At 48.8% G+C, this 22,532-nt stretch carries 13 protein-coding genes; 9 read left to right on the top strand and 4 right to left on the bottom strand.

What is annotated here, in order from left to right; all coding sequences use genetic code 11:
* Positions 1–96: 96 nt before the first annotated feature.
* From B5G04_RS04030 to B5G04_RS04015, 4 genes are all read left to right on the top strand, one after another.
* Positions 97–2,268 (top strand): alpha-N-acetylglucosaminidase, encoded by a 2,172-nt coding sequence (locus B5G04_RS04030; protein ID WP_087395919.1) that lies wholly within the window; start codon positions 97–99, stop codon positions 2,266–2,268.
* Between the two features lie 113 nt (positions 2,269–2,381).
* A complete protein-coding gene (locus B5G04_RS04025) occupies positions 2,382–3,452 on the top strand; it encodes a heparan-alpha-glucosaminide N-acetyltransferase domain-containing protein (RefSeq protein ID WP_087395917.1) in 1,071 nt (356 codons plus the stop codon).
* Between the two features lie 135 nt (positions 3,453–3,587).
* Complete coding sequence (locus B5G04_RS04020) at positions 3,588–5,903, top strand: GH92 family glycosyl hydrolase (protein WP_087395915.1); 2,316 nt, start codon at positions 3,588–3,590, stop codon at positions 5,901–5,903.
* Between the two features lie 350 nt (positions 5,904–6,253).
* The gene (locus B5G04_RS04015) at positions 6,254–7,669 is read left to right on the top strand and encodes a glycoside hydrolase family 28 protein (protein WP_087395912.1); all 1,416 of its coding nucleotides are present in this window, start codon (positions 6,254–6,256) and stop codon (positions 7,667–7,669) included.
* 204 nt (positions 7,670–7,873) lie between these two features.
* Here the strand turns inward: B5G04_RS04015 and B5G04_RS04010 are convergent, their stop codons facing one another.
* The 4 genes from B5G04_RS04010 to B5G04_RS03990 form a co-directional block, all read right to left on the bottom strand.
* On the bottom strand, positions 7,874–9,517 hold the full coding sequence (locus B5G04_RS04010) for a DUF5123 domain-containing protein (RefSeq protein WP_158100035.1): 1,644 nt from the start codon (positions 9,515–9,517) through the stop codon (positions 7,874–7,876).
* A 25-nt stretch (positions 9,518–9,542) separates the two neighbouring features.
* Complete coding sequence (locus B5G04_RS04005; RefSeq protein WP_087395908.1) at positions 9,543–11,501, bottom strand: RagB/SusD family nutrient uptake outer membrane protein; 1,959 nt, start codon at positions 11,499–11,501, stop codon at positions 9,543–9,545.
* 23 nt (positions 11,502–11,524) lie between these two features.
* The gene (locus B5G04_RS04000; RefSeq protein WP_087395905.1) at positions 11,525–14,779 is read right to left on the bottom strand and encodes a TonB-dependent receptor; all 3,255 of its coding nucleotides are present in this window, start codon (positions 14,777–14,779) and stop codon (positions 11,525–11,527) included.
* A gap of 794 nt (positions 14,780–15,573) precedes the next feature.
* Positions 15,574–16,548, bottom strand: a complete 975-nt coding sequence (locus tag B5G04_RS03990; RefSeq protein WP_087250284.1) for a polyprenyl synthetase family protein — start codon at positions 16,546–16,548, stop codon at positions 15,574–15,576.
* Between the two features lie 94 nt (positions 16,549–16,642).
* On the opposite strand from B5G04_RS03990, the gene polA reads away from it, so the two are divergent.
* The 5 genes from polA (at position 16,643) to ychF (ending at position 22,420) form a co-directional block, all read left to right on the top strand.
* Positions 16,643–19,414, top strand: coding sequence for a DNA polymerase I (polA, locus tag B5G04_RS03985; protein WP_087395901.1), 2,772 nt, complete (start codon positions 16,643–16,645; stop codon positions 19,412–19,414).
* A 152-nt stretch (positions 19,415–19,566) separates the two neighbouring features.
* Entirely contained in the window at positions 19,567–19,953 is a 387-nt protein-coding gene (locus tag B5G04_RS03980; protein ID WP_087211613.1) for a DUF3836 domain-containing protein, read from the top strand.
* A gap of 438 nt (positions 19,954–20,391) precedes the next feature.
* The gene (locus B5G04_RS03975; protein ID WP_013618355.1) at positions 20,392–20,607 is read left to right on the top strand and encodes a hypothetical protein; all 216 of its coding nucleotides are present in this window, start codon (positions 20,392–20,394) and stop codon (positions 20,605–20,607) included.
* Complete coding sequence (locus B5G04_RS03970) at positions 20,594–21,202, top strand: zeta toxin family protein (protein WP_087211608.1); 609 nt, start codon at positions 20,594–20,596, stop codon at positions 21,200–21,202. The genes B5G04_RS03975 and B5G04_RS03970 overlap by 14 nt, the downstream gene beginning before the upstream one ends.
* A gap of 114 nt (positions 21,203–21,316) precedes the next feature.
* On the top strand, positions 21,317–22,420 hold the full coding sequence (gene ychF, locus B5G04_RS03965) for a redox-regulated ATPase YchF (RefSeq protein ID WP_013618353.1): 1,104 nt from the start codon (positions 21,317–21,319) through the stop codon (positions 22,418–22,420).
* Positions 22,421–22,532 lie beyond the last annotated feature (112 nt).

Raw genomic sequence — 22,532 nt, 5'->3', positions numbered from 1 at the left:
AATACGGTATCCATATTGCGAAAAGCCCCATGCGGCTTCTTTGTTCATTCGTTCATTTTTATTACATTTGCAAAAACCTATAAACAATGTAATAATATGAAGCTCAGAAACCTCTTGCTGGCAGGCTTGTTGTGCCTGCTTCCCTTCTCTCTTTTTGCAAACCCTATCAAAGGACTATTGGAACGAATCGAACCGGGAGCATCTAAAAAATTCATCATTCAGCTCCAGAAGAACGCAGATACCGACTTCTTCGAATTGGACCAAAAAGGAAACAAAATTGTGGTACGCGGAAACACCTACGTAAACATTGCTTCCGGTCTGAACTGGTACTTGAAATACTATGCCGGCATCCACCTTTCGTGGAACAACATGACGGCAGAACTGCCCGCTTCTCTCCCACCCGTCACCAAGCCCGAACGACATGAAACCAACCTGAGCCTGCGCTACGACTTCAACTATTGCACCTACTCGTATACCATGGCTTTCTGGGACTGGGCACGCTGGGAAAAGGAAATCGACTGGATGGCACTGCACGGCATCAACCTTCCGCTTGCCGCCGTGGGACAGGAATGTGTATGGCGCAACATGCTTGCCAAACTGGGCTACACAAAAGAAGAAACCAACCGCTTCATTGCCGGTCCGGCGTTCCTTGCCTGGTGGGCGATGAATAACCTCGAAGGATGGGGCGGGCCGAATCCCGACAGTTGGTACACGCAGCAGGAAGCCTTGCAAAAGAAAATCCTGAAACGGATGCGCGAATACGGTATCGAGCCGGTACTGCCGGGATACTCGGGCATGGTTCCTCATGACGCTCACCAGAAACTGGGACTGAACGTGACCGAACCGGAATTGTGGAACGGTTTTACCCGTCCGGCATTCTTAATGCCTACCGACAAGCGGTTTGCCGAAATCGCCGCCCTCTATTACGAGGAACAAGAGAAACTCTTCGGCAAAGCCAACTACTATTCAATGGACCCTTTCCACGAATTAGAGAATGCCGGAGAAGTTGATTTCGATGCAGCCGGCAAGGCGGTAATGGATGCGATGAAGCAGGTCAACCCGAAAGCCGTCTGGGTGGTGCAAGGCTGGACCGAGAACCCGCGTCCGGAAATGATGAAAAACCTGAAGAACGGCGACCTGCTTATCCTTGACCTCTTCAGCGAATGCCGTCCCATGTGGGGCATCCCTTCTATTTGGAAGCGCGAGAAAGGATACGAGCAACACGACTGGCTGTTCTGTATGCTGGAGAACTTCGGAGCCAATGTTGGGCTGCACGGGCGCATGGACCAACTGCTGAATAACTTCTACCTTACCAAGAACAACCCGCTTGCCGCCCACCTGAAAGGCATCGGCCTGACCATGGAAGGCAGCGAAAACAATCCGGTGATGTTCGAATTGATGTGCGAATTGCCGTGGCGTCCCGAGAAAATCACTAAGGAAAGCTGGCTGAAAGAGTATCTGGCTGCCCGCTATGGAGCAAAAGACGAAAAGATAGAACAGGCATGGATGATTCTTGCCGACGGCATCTACAACTGTCCCTTCGGAAACAACCAGCAAGGACCTCACGAATCCATCTTCTGCGGACGTCCCAGCATGAACAACTTCCAAGTATCGAGCTGGTCGAAGATGGAAAACTATTACGACCCTACCTCTACCGAGGCCGCCGCACGCCTGATGCTGGAAGCAGCCGACAAGTTCCGGGGTAACAACAATTTCGAATACGACCTGGTGGACATCGTGCGCCAGGCACTTGCCGACCGCGGACGAATCGTCTACAATCGGGCGATAGCCGACTTCAAGAGCTTTGACAAGCGCAGCTATGCACGCCATTCGAAAGAATTCCTCAACCTTTTGTTGGCACAAGACCGCCTGCTTGCTACCCGTAGCGAATTCCGCGTAGGACGCTGGATAAACCAGGCACGCAGCTTGGGCAACACACCCGAAGAAAAAGACCTGTACGAATGGAACGCCCGTGTGCAAATCACAACGTGGGGCAACCGGGAATGTGCCGATAAAGGCGGCTTACGCGACTATGCCCACAAAGAATGGAACGGCATCCTAAAAGACTTCTATTACAAGCGCTGGGCTGCATGGTGGGAAATGCTGCAAGGCGTACTGGACGGTGGAGAAATGAAAGACATCGACTGGTATGCCATGGAAGAGCCTTGGACCTTGCAACATAATCCGTACAAAACTGAAGCAGAAGGCGACTGCATCGATACCGCCCGCAAAGCAATGTCGCTTCTCACCACAGATTACACAGATTAATATTAGCTTATATGATAAAATTCACCACAGAGGACACAGAGTACACAGAGGAAATATTTTAAGCCTCTGTGTACTCTGTGGTGAAATGTCACATATACTCACAACCATTCAATATGAAACAACGGCTTCTCTCTCTCGATGTCCTGCGCGGCATCACCGTCTTCGGCATGATTGTGGTCAACAATGCCGGAGGGGAATATTCGTATGATTCCTTGCGGCATTCCGTATGGAACGGACTGACACCGTGCGACCTCGTATTCCCTTTCTTTCTTTTTATCATGGGAATTTCTACATACATCGCACTACGCAAATTCCAGTTCCAACCCTCTCCTGCCGTTATCCGGAAAATTATACGACGTACCTTCCTTATCTTTCTTATCGGCTGGGGCATCTATTGGTTTGAGTTTGCTTGCGAAGGTGACTTTTTCCCTTTCTCCCACATCCGCATCTTAGGCGTTCTTCCGCGTATAGCCTTATGCTACGGCATTGTGTCGCTACTCGCGCTCTATATCCGTCCGAAAGGACTGGCGTGGATAGCAGGTATCCTATTGTTGGGCTATGCCCTCCTGCTCCATTGGGGTAACGGTTACGCAATGGATTCTACCAATATCCTTGCCATTTGGGATACAAATATTTTAGGCTACAAACATTTATACCATAAAAGTCCGGTCGACCCCGAAGGACTGACCAGCACACTCTCTGCCATTGCTCATACAATTATCGGTTTTTTGTGCGGCAGACTGATTATGGAAACACAAGACTTGGGACAGAAGATAATCAAGCTCTTTGTTACCGGCTTCCTGCTGGCAGCCATCGGCTTCCTACTGGTGGAATGGCTCCCGCTGAACAAGCGTATATGGTCACCCAGCTACGCCCTTGCCACTTGCGGAATGGCAGCAATGCTTCAAGCTACCTTACTCTATTTCATCGACGCACAAGGGAAAAAACAATGGTGCCGTATATTCGAAGCATTCGGGGTAAACCCACTCTTCCTCTATGTATTGAGCGAACTTACCGCTGTCGTATTAAATGTATCCGAATGCAAACCTGTGATTTACAACATCATACACAATCTAATAAGCAATCCTTACGTTGCCTCTGCCGTCTATTCCCTACTCTTTGTAAGCGTAATGGGAGCTATCGGCTATCCGCTTTACAAGAAAAAGATATATATTAAAATTTAAAACAACAGCCCCCTCCCAACCTCCTCCCCCCCGAAGGGGAGGCTTAAAATCCACAGACTATTCTCAAGTCCCCTCCTTAGGAGGGGATTTAGGGGAGGCTTGAGGAGGTTTGGTGGGAGCTTTTTTTCAAAGCCTATGAAACGATTCAATCCCAAAAGCCTTTGGACATTGCTGCTGTTCACCGCCTTTCTGCCTTCCTGCCAAACGGAGAAAGACAAGCAGGAAACGTTGCAGCAATGTATTGACACCCGCACGGGAACAGCTGCCAGCATCACACAAACTGCCGGCATGTTCGGAAAGCATACCGAAGAATACGGACAGACATTGCCTGCCGTGCTCGAACCGAACGGCATGAATTTCTGGACACCGCAGACGCAAGACACCGAACAGAAGTGCATCGCTCCTTATTATTACCGCGACTCCCTGTTTCAAGGCTTCCGCAACTCGCACTGGATTGTAGGAGGCTGTACGCAGGATTATGGTTCGATGACCCTTGCGGCACTGAGCGGCACGCTGCGCTGCACTTCCGAAAAGAGAGGTACACGCTTCTCGCACCACGACGAGCAGGCAACCCCTTCCTACTATGCCGTCACTCTGCCCGATGAACAACTGAAGGCAGAAATGACCGGACGCTCACGTGCCGCCATTTTCCGTTTCACCTACCAGAAAGAGGGTAACGCCTACTTAGTGGTTAACCCCAATAGCGATGAGGGCGAAGGCTACATCGAAATTGATACACTGAACAAGCGTATCTATGGCTACAATCCTGTACACCGCATCTATCAAGGTTGGGGCGAACCGGCAGGGTATAGTGGGCATTTCGTTGTAGAATACCAAAAGGAACTTACCGGTTTCGGCACCTTCCGGAAAGATAGCATTTTCCCCAGCCAAACAAGTATCTGTTCGGGGCAAGGCATCGGACTGTATATCCGGTTCCGGGTAAACTCCGATGAAAAAGTATTGGTGAAAGCCGCCTCATCGTTTACTGATAAGGACGGGGCACTGAAAAACCTGGCCGCTGAAATCCCGCACTGGGATTTCGACCAAACCCATAAAGAACTGACCAACATTTGGGAACAGCACTTGGCAAGCGTCAAGATAAAAACGAACGATGAACTTGCCCGGCGGAAATTCTATACAGCACTCTACCACACCTCTTTCCTGCCCCGCACGTTTAATGACATAGACGGACGCTATCCTTCCTTTTCCACGGGCGAACCTATTCGTCAGTTGGCAAAAGACGAAACCTATTACGAAGATTTCAGTATGTGGGATACCTACCGCGCCTTGCATCCGCTCATTAACCTCCTCCACCCCACCCGTGGCGGACAGATGATGCAGTCGTTGGTACATAAATATGAAGAGGGGGGCTGGCTTCCTATCTTCCCCTGCTGGAACAGCTATACGGCAGCGATGATAGGTGACCACTGCATTGCAGCCCTTGGAGACGCCTGCGTGAAAGGCATCCGTAATTTCGATGTGCAGAAAGCCTACGAAGGGATGCGCCGCAATGCTTTTGAAAGCCCTGCCACGCACGAAGAATACGTCAACGGAATGGGCCGCCGCGCTCTGCAGTCGTACCTCCAGTATGGCTACATCCCATTGGAAGACAGTGTGCCCGATGCTTTCCACGTCCGCGAACAAGTATCGCGTACGTTGGAATACGCTTACGATGATTTTGTCCTTGCCCAAGTGGCGAAACACTTAGGCAAGACAGAGGATTATGAGACTCTGATGCGCCGTGCGCAAAACTACCGCAACGTCATCGACCCCCGTACCGGATATGCGCAAGGACGGCATGCCGACGGCACTTTCCTGAATGAAAACAACGCTTTCGGATTCGCCAAGTTCATCACCGAAGGTGCCCCTTGCCATTATACATGGTACGTTCCTCACGATCCTTATGGGCTAATGGAATGCATGGGCGGGCAAGAACAGTACATTGCCAAGCTTGACTCGATGTTCAGCCAAGGGCATTACTGGCACGGCAACGAGCCTTGCCACCAAGTGGCGTTCATGTTCAACTACGCCCGCCAGCCGTGGAAGACGCAACGCGCCGTGCGCCACATCCTACAGACCGAATACCTCGACGCGCCCGGCGGCCTTTCGGGCAACGACGATGCCGGGCAGATGTCGGCATGGTACGTCTTCGCCGCCCTCGGCTTCTATCCCGTCTGCCCCGGTACGCCCTACTATGCTCTGGCAAGTCCTTCATTCCAGGAAGCCGTGCTGACGTTGGAAAACGGAAACACATTCCGCCTCCTGGCACCCGAAGCCTCTGCTGAGAACATCTACATCCAACGCGTCACCCTCGACGGCAAGCCTTATACCAAGAACTACATCACCCACGAAGACATCCTTCGGGGCGGCACCATGGAGTTCGAAATGGGTCCGGAGCCTGTTCCCGGCTGGGGAAACAAGCCGGAAGACTGTCCGCCAAGAGCCTTCTGAGAGGTAGAAAATGCGAGGCGAGGGGTCGCCGCGCATTTTCCGACACCCCGAAGGTCTCCGGCGAGGGTCCGGCGCGCATTTCTATAGTGATTTAAGTAAGTATGCAAAATAAAAAATAAAATGATATTATCAGAAACACAGATTTTCGCAGATTAGCGCAGATTACTTTAATTTACGATTTGACAATTTACTATTCGAGCATTAAATCGTACTTCATAAATCGAAAAATAGTAAATCAAAAGAATCCGCGCTAATCTGCGTTAATCTGCGTTTCTGAGCTGACACATTATATAAACTAATTCTCAACATCTACTTATAACCGAATTATTCACCTAAAAACCAATTTTGATATGACTGGAATCTTTAAGACAAACCGACTGCTGCTTTTCGTGCTGGGCATCTGCCTCCTCGGTTCGTGCCAGACGAAGCAAACCAATGTGTACAATATCCTGGACTACGGAGCCACGGGCGATGGCACCACCGACGATGCCCCAGCCCTGCAACGCGCCATTGACGCCTGCTCGAAGGCAGGAGGCGGCACGGTGCTCGTCCCTGCCGGACATACCTTCTTGTGCAGCCCCTTCCGGCTCGCCTCGTATGTCGACCTGCATCTTGAACCCAATTCGTGCCTGCTGGCGAACCCCAACGAGAGCGTCTACACCGAAAGCGCATTCGGCGAAAACCGGGGCGAAGGGATGATGTGGATTAGCGGCAAAGGACTGAAAAACGTGTCCATCACCGGAACGGGAACCATCGACGGCAACGGCGTGGCATTCATGGGCAAGGAACTGGAAGACTCGTACGAACTGAAGCCCGTGACCGACTTCGACCCGCGCCCGCACGTGCTGACACTGACGGATGTCGAGAAGCTGGCCATCCGTGACGTGACCATCCGCAACAGCGCCTACTGGACCGTACATCTCATCGGCTGCCGTGACGCTTCGATAGACGGCATCAGCATCCTGAACAACCTGAAAATCCGCAACGGCGACGGCATCGACGTGGACCATTCGAAAGACGTGCGCATCGCGAACTGTTTCATCGAGTCGGGCGACGACTGCATCTGCCTGAAGAACCGCCGCGAGTTCGAGCAATACGGCCCCTGCGAGGATGTAGTGGTGAGCAACTGCACAATGACCTCGCGCTCGTGCGCCATCAAGATAGGGTCGGAAAACATGGACAGCATCCGCCGCGTGCTCTTCACCAACTGCATCATCAAGGACAGCAACCGGGGCATCGGCATCCAGAACCGCGACGAGGGTACGGTGACCGACGTGACGTTCTCGAACATGATAGTAGATTGCCGCTTCTTCTCCGACGTGTGGTGGGGAAAGGCTGAAGCCATTTACGTCACCTCCTACCCCCGCGCCGTAGGCAACCACAAGGATGCCGGCTGGCGTTTCCCGAAAGGAGCGACAAAAGGCGCATGCGGCGAGGTGAGCCACATCTACTTCCATAATATCCGCTGTACGAGCGAAAACGGGGCATTTATAGGCGGCGACACACCCGAAAAGGTAAACCACATCTACTTCGACCAAGTGTCGCTCTCGCTGCAAAAAAAGACCGCCTACGAGGGTGGTATCTACGACAAGCGTCCGTGCGACGGCGAGGGCTTCGTGCGTGGCAACACGTACGGCTTCTACATCGACACGGCTTCGGACATCCGGCTGCAGTCGTGCAACGTAGCATGGGGTACTCCCCGCCCTGACCATGCGGCAGACAATGTGAAAACGGTCAATGCCACGGGAGTGAAGGTGATGCCGTAAGCACCGTCAAGTTATACCTAAAGTTTCCGAAAACACGAATGCCCGTATTGGCAATCACAAACGCTTACATCAGCAAATGTAAACGCTTGTATCAGCCAATACGGGCGTCTGCATAAAGAAGCAATAAAAGAGGCGGTGCATGATGTACCTCCTCTTTTTATTGAAAAAACATATCAAAATTCAGCCTACGGCTGTTTGTCCTTTTTACTCGGTAAACCAACGCGGGTCGCCGATGCCGTTCAAATCATCCAGCAAGAGCGTGAAGTCGCCGTTTTCCGGATCGGTAAACACTTCTGCAGAAGTCGCTTCAGGCGAAGTCACATCTACATCGAAGTCATTGCTGCTGAACACGCCATCGGTAGTCTTGAAAGAGTTGACAACCGTAACCGTGCCATCGGTACGGATGCCTCGTCCCGGAGTCAGACCGAAGAGAGTATTTTCTACGTTGACATTCGTGCTGTTTCCATTCGCATCTACCAGGTAACGGCTGGCGTTGTTCGGTGCATTATAGAAGGTCACTCCGTTGAAATTCACTTCTGACAAGGCACATTTGCCTGCCTGGATAAAGTTATGCCCTACATTACTGAACGTAGAATTTGTTACGTTGATAGCACCAATAGTATACGCTGCATTGTCCACACGGAATACGGCATAGCCACCTGAACCGATGTTGGTAACCACACAATTGTCAATCGTGATAGCGTTGAAAGTCACAGCATCCGAAGCCTGCAGACGTACGATGCTTCTGTTCATGTTATCTATCATACAGTTAGTCAGCGTAAAGTCGCCGATAGCGGCACCGTTGCTTTCGTTTACCAGATACTGGCAGCCGTCGTCTACAATCGTCACTCCTTCGAAACGGATATATCCATGCGTGCCTCCGATTTCAAGCGACTTCTGGAAACTCAGCACAGGACGTTCGCCCGGTAATGCAAAGAACGTAACAGACATGCCTTCAGGTATTGCCAGCCCAGTCGCTTCGCCTGTCTCCTCATCTACTCCATGTACCTCCATCGCAGCACCGCCCGGAATACCCAGCGTCAGGCTGTAGCTTGATGCGCCTCCGGCAGCGGCTTGCGCCTGTGCAGCGAGGTCGTCAATCAGCACTTGGTCAATCAGCGTAACGCCTTCTTCCAGCGAAATCTTCAAGTCAGCATCAGGCATCGGCGGTGTAGTAGTGGCACCGATTTCGCCACGCTTCGTCGTTCCATTATAGATAACAAACCAATATTCGGTCTGCGATTCCAGCCCACTGATGGTGCATGCACTTGCCGCGCGGTCGTCTGCTGTTATCTGATAGGTTTGAAGAGCCGGTTCACCGGCATCGAAATCCTCCTCAGAAGCGTACACGTCAATATGTGTAACCTCGGCATCAGCCAGCCAAGTCAGGCGCACCGTGCTTTCAGTCAAGTCTGCCGATGCCACAGAATTAAAAATCTGTTCACCATCGGTTTCAAACGAACGGCGGTCTCCATCTTCGAAATAACTCCACAATGAAGGAGGCGTACCATTATTCGAGAAAGCTTTCATACGGAGAAAGTAAGTAGTTTCACCGGTCAGCCCTTCCAGGATGTAAGGCGATTCGCGTACCGTATCAATCCGGGAACCTTGATGATAGTCTTCTTGATAAAGACTGTCTGTACTCAGTTCTAGGATGTAATAATCCACGCTTGAAAGACGGTCGAAAGTTACTTCAGCTGTAGTTGCCATAGCCGAAACCTGTATGTCCTGTGCCCCGAACAGACGGTTATAGCTGCTGTCGGTTCCCCAGTCATTGTCATCCACGCAGGCAGTCATCCCTGCAGTAAGGACACCTGCCATGAATAGATATTTATAGTTGATTTTCATATTCATATCATTTTAAAATTGGAGATTAATTAAATCCGTAAGAGTTCTTCAAGTGCCCGTTAGAATCGTTGATAGTCGTGGTATGAATAGGCCACACGTGACGGTTAATCACCGGTCCGGCAGCACCTTGGAAACCAGCATATTTATCGTAGCTGATAAGGCCGCTGCTGATGTAGTTGAGCGCATCGTACGTGCTGTTGTCATCAGGAATCACCCCGTCTTTCTTCACATTGCCCCAGAAGCTGACGCTCTTATAATCGTTGGTACTCTCCGGTTCTTCGTACCAGCATACACTGGAATAGTCTACCAGATACCAAGGGTCGGCACCTGCACTTTCCTTATAATACAGGTCTGCCACATACTCATCATTTTCAATGGCGTGTTTGTAAGAATCAAGCATTTCCACGGTCTTATCTATCAGCAATCCCCAGCGGATAAGGTCGTACTTACGTACAGCTTCACCTGCCAACTCCCAAGCACGTTCATCCACGATAGCGTCGAAGAACGACTCCTTACTTCCGGCTGCCTGGGCTACGTATTGTGAAACCTTTTCGGCATTCCCGTTAAAGGCACGGCTGCGCACTTCCGCCAGAGCTTCCATAGCCGACTTACCACATGTCCCGCTACCGTTAGGCCCGTAAAGTTCGTTTACCACTTCGGCATACATCAGCAATACGTCAGAATAACGCATCACTACCCAGTTGATGCCATAACCGGTCTTTGTACTTACAGCAGCATTTTGGGCACGCCACTCTTCCGTCATCTTACGTACATCCCATTTTGCCACATAAATGCCGAAAGGAGCATTCGTAAAGGTCTGCGTAGCAGTCACATCACGCAATTCGTACGGTGCACAAGTTATGTCACGGCGCACATCTTCCGGATCGAACGACATAAAGAAAGGAGCAGTCAGCTTCACTTTTCCTGATGAATTGCTGAAGCCAAACGGGCTACCCGCCGTATTGATACGTACACCTGCCGTATACCCCATCTCACCTGAATAATTCAGTCCGTGTGCCACTTCGAAGATGTTCTCGTAATACGTCTGGTCCAGTGTCAACTGGTTGATACGATACCATTCATCTTCATAACTGGGATTCAACTGGTGTCTGCCACTGGTGATAATGGCATCCAAGCAGTTCAAGGCAAGTTCATACAGTTCGCGGCGTTTCTCATCACCCGGGCGCATCGTCGGATAAGTAGGGTCACTGTATCCCAACTGGCCTTCACGCTTCTCACTCAGGTTTACATAACCTTCTTTGGGTGTCTCACGGATGGCATAACCGGCTTCAGCCAATGCAATGCGGGCAGCCAGTCCGTATGCGAAACCTTTGGTACAATGCTCAGAAGTATAACCTGCCTCTCCTACCCACGGCAACAATTCGGCAGCTTCCTGCAAATCCACCAGCAAAGAGTCCATGATGACATCACGGTCTGTCTTTTCCAAATAAAGGTTGGAACCGTCACTTTTGGTGGATTCCATCTTCATGGGCACATCACCGTAATGCTTGATTAAGTCGAAATACACCATGGCACGCAAGGTAAGCGCTTCACCCAAATAGTAACGCATGTTTTCATTTTCACGGATTTCGGAACCGCGTATGCCCTCGATAACCCAATTGGCATTCTCGATAATCTCGAACATTTCGCTCCAGTTATTTGCCAAACGGTTCCAATTGGGAGCATTGTAGCTGCAAAGACCGCGTTCGGAATCTGCCGTAGTAGTTTCTTGCGTCAAGGCATCTACCAGTTCAATGTCGCTGTTGGTAGAAAAGTTCAACGGAATACGGCATCCGTAAGTGTGGTCTAACACAAGTCCGGCATATACTTTGTTCAAAGCTTGTTGGGTATATCCTTCCGTATTGTATACCGTTTCGGGAAACATTTCAGAAGGAGACGTCTGGTCCAAGAAGTCGGAACAAGATGTCAATGTTGTGGCAAAGGCCAAGCCTGCCAGTGCCCATGTCTTATATATATTTTTCATATTTCAATCCTTTTTTCAGGTTTTTAGAATGTAACGTTGATACCTCCAACAATAGAGAAGCTCTTGGGATAAGCCGCATAATCCACACCCGGAGTCATCGGAGTGCTGGTACAGCAATCCACTTCAGGGTCTACTCCCGAATAACCTGTAAAGCAGAACAAGTTATATCCTGTAGCATAGATGCGTACATTTTGCATCAGCATCTTCTGACTCCATGCTTTCGGCAAGGTATAACCGATAGAAACGGTCTGCAAGCGCAAGAAAGACGCATCTTCCACATCCCAGCTGGTAAGGGGACGTCCGGTTACGGTAGCCGGGTTATAAATAGACTTTCCGCTGTTCACGCCATTGATATAGTCATAATAAGCCTGTTCGCCATGAGCGGCAATGTAGTCATTGGCAAAATTACGGTTCATCATATTTTCGCCTGTAACGGGGTCTACGCGCGACCAACGGTTGGCCATTGTAAAGTTATTGTTCACATTATAGTGTTGGCGTGAGCCTTCATAATAACTTGAAGCGGCTTTTGTTCCGTTGATGATTTGACCTCCCAATTGATAATTAAAGAATACCGTAAAGTCAAAGTTTTTCAGGAAACGGCCGTTCAGTCCAAAACCACCAATCACGGGCTGAATGGTATTGCCCAAACGGACTTTATCATTGGCATCGATAACACCGTCGTTATTCACGTCTTTCAGCTTCATCGAACCCGGTTCCAATGAACCTGTTACAGTACCTAATCCATGAGTCACTGGTTTTCCTTCCGCGTCTGTACGGATTGCCCATCCCGTACCGTTCCATTGCAAATCATCGGTCGTATACACGCCATCGTAGATATAGCCGTATACTTCACCCAGCCGTCCGCCTTCTTCCAGATAGAATTCTTCCTGACTGATAACACCCGAACCAGACCAACGGCTGCTTTCCCAAGTAGCTCCGCCAGGATACTTGTCAATCTTGCCCCGGTTGTATGCAATGTTGAAGCTGAAGTTCAACCCCCAGTCGTTTTTATCGGCAATCACAATGTCCGTCATAAACTCGATACCCCTGTTAGAAGTCTGCCCTACATTCTGATACTGATAACTGTATCCGGAAGCACCTGGAAGCGTCTGGCGCATCAGCAAGTCTTTTGTCGTATTCCAATAAGTATCGATGCTACCGGTTATGCGGCTATTGAAGAAACCAAAGTCAATACCGATGTTGCGGGTTATGGTAGTTTCCCATTTCAAGTCAGGATTAGAAAGCATGTCACCGCGTTGCAACATCGAAGCTGCCGATTCACCGAAATAAATGGTACGGTCGCTCGTGCTACCCAGCGAATAAGTCGTATACATGTATTTGGCATCAATGCGGTTGTTACCTGCTGTACCGAACGAAAAACGGAGTTTCAGGTTGGAAAGCCAGTCGCTCGCTTTTTTCATGAATGATTCTTCGCTGATACGCCATGCCAAAGCCACAGAGGGGAATACACCCCAACGGTTGCCGTCGGTGAATTTGCTGGAACCGTCGGCACGGACCGTAGCGGTCAGCAAATAACGGTCAAGCAATGAATAGTTGATACGTCCGAAGAAAGAAGAAGTATTATCTTTGATACCAATATAAGTTTCAGTGGGCAATGCCGTTCCGTTACCCATAGAGGCAAGCACCTGGTCTACCGTATTGTCGGTCGGGAAGCCTACCGAAGTCATATTGGTATCATCATACCATGAACTGGTCATTTCCTGACCAATCATTACGTTAAACTTATCTTGTTTTGCCAACAGGTTCTTATGGTCGTATGTCACCGTATTCGCCAAACGCCATTCCTTTTGGACACGCTTGGTCAGATATGCCTGAGGCTGACCGGAATAACCGAACTTCGAATTGGCGGTAGCTTTGGCTTCCCACACCTGGTCTGTGTTATTATAACGCCATCCGTATCCGTATTCCGAACGGAATTTCAAGCCTTCTATCGGCTCCCATGTCAGGCTGGCATTGGCATTGTTCTGCAGACGGGTCTGCTTCTTATAAGTCGCGTTAATACGTTCCAACGGAGTAAAATCCGTATTACCGGTATCCTCGTCCACAAAATCTTCCGAAAGACGGGTTATCGGACGATAAATGGTACTGCGCGCCACGATTGAATATGCCTTACTGCTCTCCTGTGTATCAGCACCACCACTCAAACCGTCAATTTCCGTATACGAGAAACGGTCGTTCAAGTCAAGCGTCAACCACTTGTTCAACTTGGTCTGCAACTTTACGGTAATATTGTTACGTGCATAGCCCGACCCGATCATGACGCTCTTTTCGTCATTGCGTGAATAGCTGACCGCATATTTGGTTTCTTTCGTACCACCGTTTACACTCACGTTGTATTGTTGCTGGTTACCCGTACGTCCGAAAAGCTCTTCCTGATAGTTAGTCCCTTCTACCGATTTCCAGATGTCCAAATCCTGATACAAACCGTAATTCGTTCCGTCCTGGTTCAGTTCCTGCTGGTACATCACATACTCATACGGGCTTAACACACCTACTTCGCCTACCCGCTTGCGTATACCGAAAGATGCACCGAAATTGACTTGCGGCTTCCCTTCGTGTCCGGACTTCGTAGTAATGATAATAACACCATTGGCTCCTTTAGCACCGTAAATAGCGGTAGAAGAAGCGTCCTTTAACACATCGATGCTTTCGATATCTGCCGAAGCGATATCACTGATACTGCTTACCGGAAATCCGTCCACAATATATAAAGGAGAGTTATCCTGCGACAAAGAACCACCTCCACGCACACGGATTTTCACTTCAGCATCGGGAGATCCTTCCGTGGTTGTGATAGATACACCCGGCATCTTACCAGTCAATGCTTCCGACACATTGTTTACAGGTACGGCTGCCAATTGTTCCGCGTCAACCGAAGCGATTGAACCGGTCAAGTCCCTCTTTGACATTGTTCCGTATCCGATTACCACCACTTCGTCCAGCAGCTGGGCATCGTCTGCCAATGTAATGTTAAATGTAGTTTGGTCATCCACCTTGATTTCCTGAGTAGCATACCCGATATACGACACCACCAGCGTACTTCCTGCTTTCACGTTCGGAATAGAAAACTTACCGTCGAAATCGGTAATCGCTCCCGCAGTAGTACCTTTCACTAATACGCTTACTCCAATCAGCGGCTCACCCGTGCCGTCTACAACCGTACCGGTCACCGTCTTTCCCTGAGCAAACATAACGAGACACAGCATAGCCAGCAATAGCGTAGCTCCTGCCCTACGAACTAAATTTGCTAAATCCATAAACTAAATATTAAGTTGAGTATTAAAAATAAATCCAGTCCTTGCGTCTACTCTGAAAGGACACGAAGAGAAAATATCTTGGAAGAAAGTGCATTCTCCCCCTTTTATCTGTCCGCATGTGCCTTTCATAATAGTAGGCTTAACTTCGTTCCACATTTGGGTAACAAAATTATAGCAAATATTATGAAAGAAGGTGAAATAGTTGGTTATTTGTGTGGAAAAATTAATTTAAAAAGAGCAGAATCAGATAGATATTCCACACACTTGTACTCCTAGATACGATTGTGCCCTGCCAAGAATACATTTTTATTACCGCACGGTTCCCTCCGCACGAGAGGCCGTCCGAAACGCAACTAGTTTCATAAGCCTATGAAGCTAGTTGCAATGCCCAATGCAGCCATATCCATCAGCCACCGGATAAGCTTCATTTCGACTGGCATTTTGAGGACATTCATTCAGAAACTGTTTTGAATTTATCGCCCAAAGCACACACGAAAATGAGAAGCTGTTTTGAATTTATCGCCCAAAGCACACACGAAAATGAGAAGCTGTTTTGAATTTATCGTGCGATGATTTGGGATGAGTTTTTGAGGCATTTTCGCTTCTGTGATGAGGAAGATAGCGGGCTATCTGACGAAGAACAGGAGCGAAAAGGACCAAAAAATCGCCCAAAGCACACACGGAAACGGATACATCAAGTCAAGAAAAACTTTTTGGAGAAGTTCAAAACAGCTTCTGAATACATCAAGACGAAAAAAACTTTTGGTAGAAATTCAAAACAGTTTCTCAGTTTTTTATTTCGTCCGGTCCACCACATAATCTACATAAGCGGTGAGTGCCGCACGGAGCGACTCGTCCGTCTGGGCAGGAAGCAAGCCAAGTGCCTTGTCACGGTAATCGTGCATCACCTTGTCGGCATACTCGATGCCTCCCTCACGCTTCACGTAAGACACGAAAGAAGCAATTTCCTCCTGTGAGGCTTTCAGCGAACGGATGCGCAGGGCCAGTTCTCGCGTCGCTTCATCCGCCTGATGATTGAGTACATACAGGGCAGGCAGGGTGAGTTTGCCTTCCAGCATATCGTTCCCCGTAGGCTTGCCCAACGCTTCGTTCTCAAAATAATCGAAAATATCATCTTTAATCTGGAAAGCGATACCTATCATTTCACCGAACAATGCGGCCTTGTCCACATCATCCGCCGAAGCCTTGACAGAAAGCGCACCACTCTCAGCACTTGCCGTAAAAAGGGCTGCCGTCTTCTTACGGATGACATCGAAATAAATCTCTTCGGAAAAATAAGTATTGCTGGTATTTGCCAATTGCACAATTTCACCTTCAGATAAGTTCTGTCCCAAGCGGGCCACCAGGTCCACCAATTCGATTTCTTTTGTATAAGCGGCATGACGGAGGCTCGTAGCAAGCATATAATCGCCCACCAATACCGAGACACGGTTATCATACAGCGCATTGACCGACGCTTGTCCGCGCCGCTTGTCGCTCTTGTCAACCACATCGTCGTGAACCAGACTTGCCGTATGAAGCAATTCCAACGACAAAGCCGAATGCAACGTGGCGGAATTGATTTCGCCATAAAGTTTCGCCATCAACAATACCAGCATGGGGCGCATCATCTTCCCGTTACGCTTCCGGATATAGCCCAGCACATCACCCAGTATCGGAGCGGTACTGGTCAAAGCGGTATCGAAAAGCATCTTAAATTCGCTCAGTTCCCTTTCTATCGGTTTCCTGATTAGTCCTATCTTGTCCATTAGAGATTTATTTGGGCACAAAAATAATAATAAAACATCGAAATACGGTGTTTTTTTGTACTTTTACGTTCAAAACATTAAATATTTTACACGAATGGAGAAACTTTTTCTACTGGACGCATACGCTTTGATTTACCGGGCATACTATGCTTTCATCAAAAATCCCCGTATCAACTCGAAGGGATTCAATACTTCCGCCATCATGGGCTTCGTCAATACACTGGAAGATGTGTTGAAGAAAGAGCAGCCCACACACATTGGAATCGCCTTCGACCCTGCAGGTCCCACGTTCCGCCACGAGGCTTACGAGCAATACAAAGCCCAGCGTGAAGAGACGCCCGAAGTCATCCGTCTCTCGGTGCCTATTATAAAAGACATCATCCGTGCCTACCGCATCCCCATTCTTGAGGTAAGCGGATACGAAGCCGATGACGTCATCGGAACCCTTGCCACCGAAGCCGGACGGCAAGGCATCACCACTTACATGATGACGCCCGATAAAGACTACGGGCAGTTGGTATCGGACAACGTCTTCATGTACCGTCCCAAATACGGCGACAAGGAATTCGAAGTGATGGGCGTAGCGGAAGTGAAAGCCAAGTTCGACATCCAGTCTCCGGCTCAGGTCATTGATATGCTGGGGTTGATGGGCGACACCGCCGACAACATCCCCGGATGCCCGGGCGTGGGCGAAAAGACTGCCCAGAAACTGATAGCCCAATTCGGAAGCATCGAAAACCTGCTCGAACATACCAGTGAGCTGAAAGGTGCCATCAAGACCAAGGTAGAAACCAACCGCGAACAAATCCTGTTCTCCAAATTCCTTGCCACCATCAAGACCGATGTACCCATCCGCCTCGATATGGACGGGCTGAAACGGGAGGAGCCGGACAAGGAAACGCTCAAGCGGATATTCGAAGACCTGGAGTTCCGGAGCTTGCTCGACCGCGTGGTGGGAACCGATAAGAAAACCGCCGCTCCCCCACCCTCCGCGCAAGGCGATCTCTTTGGCTTTTTTACGCCCGAGAGTACGGAAGCTCCTGAAAATTCAAATCTCACAAGGCTTGACGACCTTGCTTCCGACTATCAACTCATTGATACAGAAGAGAAAATCGACCAATTATTACAAAATATCCTGACACAGAAGATTTTCAGTCTGGATACGGAGACCACCGGAACCGACCCGATACGTGCCGAACTGGTGGGAATGAGCTTCTCGTATACCGAAAACCAGGCATTTTATGTTCCCGTCCCTGCCGACCGCACCGAAGCACAACGCATCGTGGATAAATTCAAGCCCGTCTTCGAAAACCCGCAAACATTAAAAGTGGGACAGAACATCAAATACGATATGCTGGTCTTGGCGAACTACGGTGTGGAGATACAAGGACCCATGTTCGACACGATGATAGCCCACTATGTGCTCCAACCCGAACTGCATCACGGAATGGACTACCTTGCCGAAATCTACCTGCACTACGAAACCATCAAAATAGAAGAACTCATCGGCCCGAAAGGAAAGAACCAGAAGAATATGCGCGACCTTGACCCTATCAATATATATAGGTACGCGTGCGAAGACGCCGATGTCACACTGAAACTAAAAAACGTGCTGGAAAAGGAATTGAAGCAAAACGATGCCGAAGCCCTCTTCCGCGACATCGAAATGCCGCTCGTGCCCGTACTTGCCTATATGGAACGCAACGGTGTGCGCATCGATACCGAAGCTCTGAAGGAAACCTCGCGCCACTTTACCGCCCGCATGAACCAGATAGAAGAAGAAGTGCACCGCCTGGCTGGGGTAGAATTCAACATTGCCTCTCCCAAGCAAGTAGGCGAAGTGTTATTTGACCGCCTGAAAATCGTAGACAAGCCCAAGAAGACCAAAACAGGGCAATATGTCACCTCCGAAGAAGTGTTGGAGAGCCTGAAAGGAAAGCACGAAATCGTAGCAAAGATTCTGGAACACCGCGGATTGAAGAAGCTTCTCGGCACCTACATCGATGCCCTGCCCCAGCTTATCAACCCGCAGACAGGCCATATCCATACCTCGTTCAACCAGACCGTGACCGCCACGGGACGGCTTAGTTCGAGCAACCCGAACCTGCAAAACATCCCCATACGCAACGAGGACGGGAAAGAAATCCGTAAGGCATTCATCCCCGACGAGGGTTGCGAGTTCTTCTCGGCCGACTATTCGCAAATCGAACTCCGCATCATGGCGCACCTCAGCGAAGACCCGCACATGATAGAAGCCTTCCGCGAGAATCAGGACATCCATGCCGCCACCGCCGCCAAGATATATAAGGAAAAGCTGGAAGACGTGACCCGCGAGCAACGGAGCAAGGCGAAAACCGCCAATTTCGGCATCATTTACGGCATCTCGGTATTCGGACTTGCCGAACGCCTCAACATCGACCGCAAGGAAGCCAAGGAGCTGATAGACGGCTATTTCGAAAACTATCCGCACGTAAAGGAATACATGGACAAAAGCATCCAGTCGGCACGCGAAAAAGGCTATATCGAGACCATCTTCCGCCGCCGCAGGTATTTGCCCGACATCAATTCACGCAACGCCGTAGTGCGGGGATATGCCGAGCGCAATGCCATCAACGCCCCTATCCAAGGAAGTGCCGCCGACATCATCAAGGTAGCAATGGCGCGCATCTACCGCCGCTTCCGCGAAGAGGGAATCCGTTCGAAGATGATTCTCCAAGTACACGATGAACTTAACTTCAGCGTCCTGCCCGAAGAAAAGGAAAAAGTGCAACAGATTGTGATAACTGAAATGGAGAGTGCTTACAAAATGAAAGTTCCTTTGCAAGCCGACTGCGGTTGGGGTCAAAATTGGCTGGAAGCGCACTAAGGATTCGCAATAGTTAACATATCTTTATTTGCTAACATTTTGCTAAAATCGAATAAATTTTTAGCCGAAATGTTAGCTCATATCAAAAGTTTCACTACCTTTGCAGCGTAATCAAAAACAAAAAGATAGCAAACCCTTAAAAATATAAAGATATGAAAGCCTTGAATTTTATTAGAAGTTTAATTGTTGTAGCATGTGTATTTGTAGCCAACCTTACAGTTTCAGCCAACAATCCGGAAGCAGGTTTAATCTACAATACGGAAGAAGTAAACGGTGTCAAAGTTTCCGAAACTGTTTACAAGATGAACGAAGGTATCCTGACCAATTACGAAAAGTACAGTTATAAGTATAATGACAACAAACAGGTAGTAGAAAACACCCTGCAAAAGTGGGATGCATTCGATAACCAATGGCATAACCACATGCGTATCAAGTACTCATACGCTGGCGACAATGTCACTATCGAATACTACAAATGGAACAAAAGCAAGAAAGATTACATCCTTGTTCCAGACATGACTGTCACGGTACAACAATAAGCAGCACATAAAACAAAACATATTTTCATAAACTCTCTACACACGGAAGAGACGCCTCGCGAGAAGCGTCTCTTTTTTGTTTTAGTACTCTTCAAGTACAGATTCATACCAAGAACCGGCTTATTAAGTTACGATTTGTAAGCAATCGGCAAATCCTTTACCGTTTCACCCATATATTTTCCTTATCACGACAAACTATATTCCCCAAGCCAGCCCACATACTTTTATGTTCTCCATATCGAGAACACAAAAAGATATAGACTGCAACAGATTATTCATTAACCAACTCTCCAAAATAACTTTGCCGGAATGCATTTAAACCGACTCTGACGGTTATCGTTGAGATGATGCAAGTAAATTTTGCATAACAAATATCAGAGGTGTGCCGATATGCCAAAAGAAATAACTATATTTGCACCCTAACGTAATACCTCAATCATGTCAGAGAAAGAATTAAACGCATACCGCTTCAGTCCGGAGCAGGAGCCTACGGACGAAATGCTGGAACAAATCATGAGGGAAGTTGCCGAGGAAGCGAGAACGAGCAACCAAAAGGCAACGGAGGAGCATTTCATGCAAATGTGGCAAAACGTTTTGACAAAACAAGCAAAATGGGCGAAAGACATAGAAAACATACGGAATGGACACAAATAAACGCTTACCGGAAATGATTGTAATAGCCGGACCTAATGGCTCAGGCAAGACATCCGTCACTCAAAAGTTCCTGCATCACGAATGGGCGGAAGGCACGCTATACATCAATCCGGACGAAGTGGCTAAAGATAAATATGGCGACTGGAACTCACCGGAAGCTGTACTAAAAGCAGCTAATTATTGCGCCGAGCTACGAGAAACATGTTTATCGGAAAGAAAAAGCTTTGTGTTTGAAACCGTAATGTCCGCCGAAGATAAAGTCGCATTCATCATTAAAGCCAAACGGCAAGGCTTCTTTATCCGTTTATTCTTTATCTCGACTTCACACCCCTCTATCAATGCGGCAAGAATTGCCAACAGGGTGATGAAAGGGGGACATGACGTGCCCATCACTAAAATCATTTCGCGCTATTTCAAGTCCATAGAAAATTGCAAGACCGTAGCACCGATTGTGGACCGCCTCTATGTGTACGACAATTCCATAGACGGCGAAGATGCCAAACTTCAATTCCGCTTGGTCAATGGCGAATTAAAGAAAATGTATGTAACCGAAGTGTCTGAATGGGCGAAAATCCTATTACCAGATGCCCGATAATAAGAGGCTTCTATGTAAATAATCGGAATGCCCTGCCCGATATGCCAAAAGAAATGACTACCTTTGCCCGTTGAAACAAGCAAGAAATCAAAACAATAAAAACAATATATCATTATGGCTTTACAATGTGGCATCGTCGGTTTGCCGAACGTGGGCAAATCTACGCTTTTCAATTGCTTATCAAACGCAAAGGCTCAAGCAGCCAATTTCCCTTTCTGTACCATCGAACCGAATGTGGGCGTAATTACCGTTCCCGATGAACGCCTCAACAAATTAGCGGAATTAGTCCATCCGGGACGCATCGTGCCTACTACCGTAGAAATCGTAGACATCGCCGGACTGGTGAAGGGTGCCAGCAAAGGCGAAGGACTGGGCAACAAGTTCTTGGCGAACATCCGCGAAACAGATGCCATCATCCACGTGCTGCGTTGCTTCGATGATGAAAACGTGACCCACGTAGACGGTACGGTAAATCCGGTACGCGACAAGGAAATCATTGATACCGAACTCCAGCTGAAAGACCTGGAAACCATCGAAAGCCGTATCCAACGCGTACAGAAGCAGGCACAAACCGGAGGTGACAAAGCAGCTAAACAAACCTATGATGTACTGGTGCGCTACAAAGAGGCACTGGAACAAGGCAAATCGGCACGCACGGTGCAGTTCGAATCGAAAGACGAACAGAAAATAGCGCACGACCTGTTCCTGCTCACGGCGAAACCGGTGATGTACGTATGCAACGTAGACGAAGCAAGTGCTGCCACAGGCAACAAGTACGTAGAGCAGGTGCGTGAGGCGGTAAAGGACGAGAACGCCGAAATCTTGGTAGTAGCCGCCAAGACCGAAGCCGACATCGCCGAACTGGAAACCTACGAAGACCGCCAGATGTTCCTGCAGGAAGTGGGACTGGAAGAGTCGGGTGTGAACCGCCTCATCAAGTCGGCATACAAGCTTCTGAATCTGGAAACCTTTATCACCGCCGGTGAAATGGAAGTAAAAGCATGGACGTACCACAAGGGCTGGAAAGCCCCGCAATGTGCCGGCGTCATTCACACCGACTTCGAAAAGGGCTTCATCCGTGCCGAAGTCATCAAATACGAAGACTATATCCAATACGGAAGTGAAGCCGCCGTACGCGAGGCTGGCAAGCTGAACGTAGAGGGCAAAGACTACGTGGTGCAGGACGGCGACATCATGCACTTCCGCTTTAATGTGTAATCCGTTTTTTCACCACAGATTACACAGATTTTTCTATTTATTATAATAATGGCAAGCGAGAATAGTGTTATTATTGTCTCTCTTTGATTTTTAATAGAATAAAATCTGTGTA

The sequence above is a fragment of the Bacteroides sp. An51A genome, assembly GCF_002161565.1.
Classification (GTDB): domain Bacteria; phylum Bacteroidota; class Bacteroidia; order Bacteroidales; family Bacteroidaceae; genus Phocaeicola; species Phocaeicola intestinalis.
This window is presented reverse-complemented; position numbering and strand designations above follow the sequence as displayed.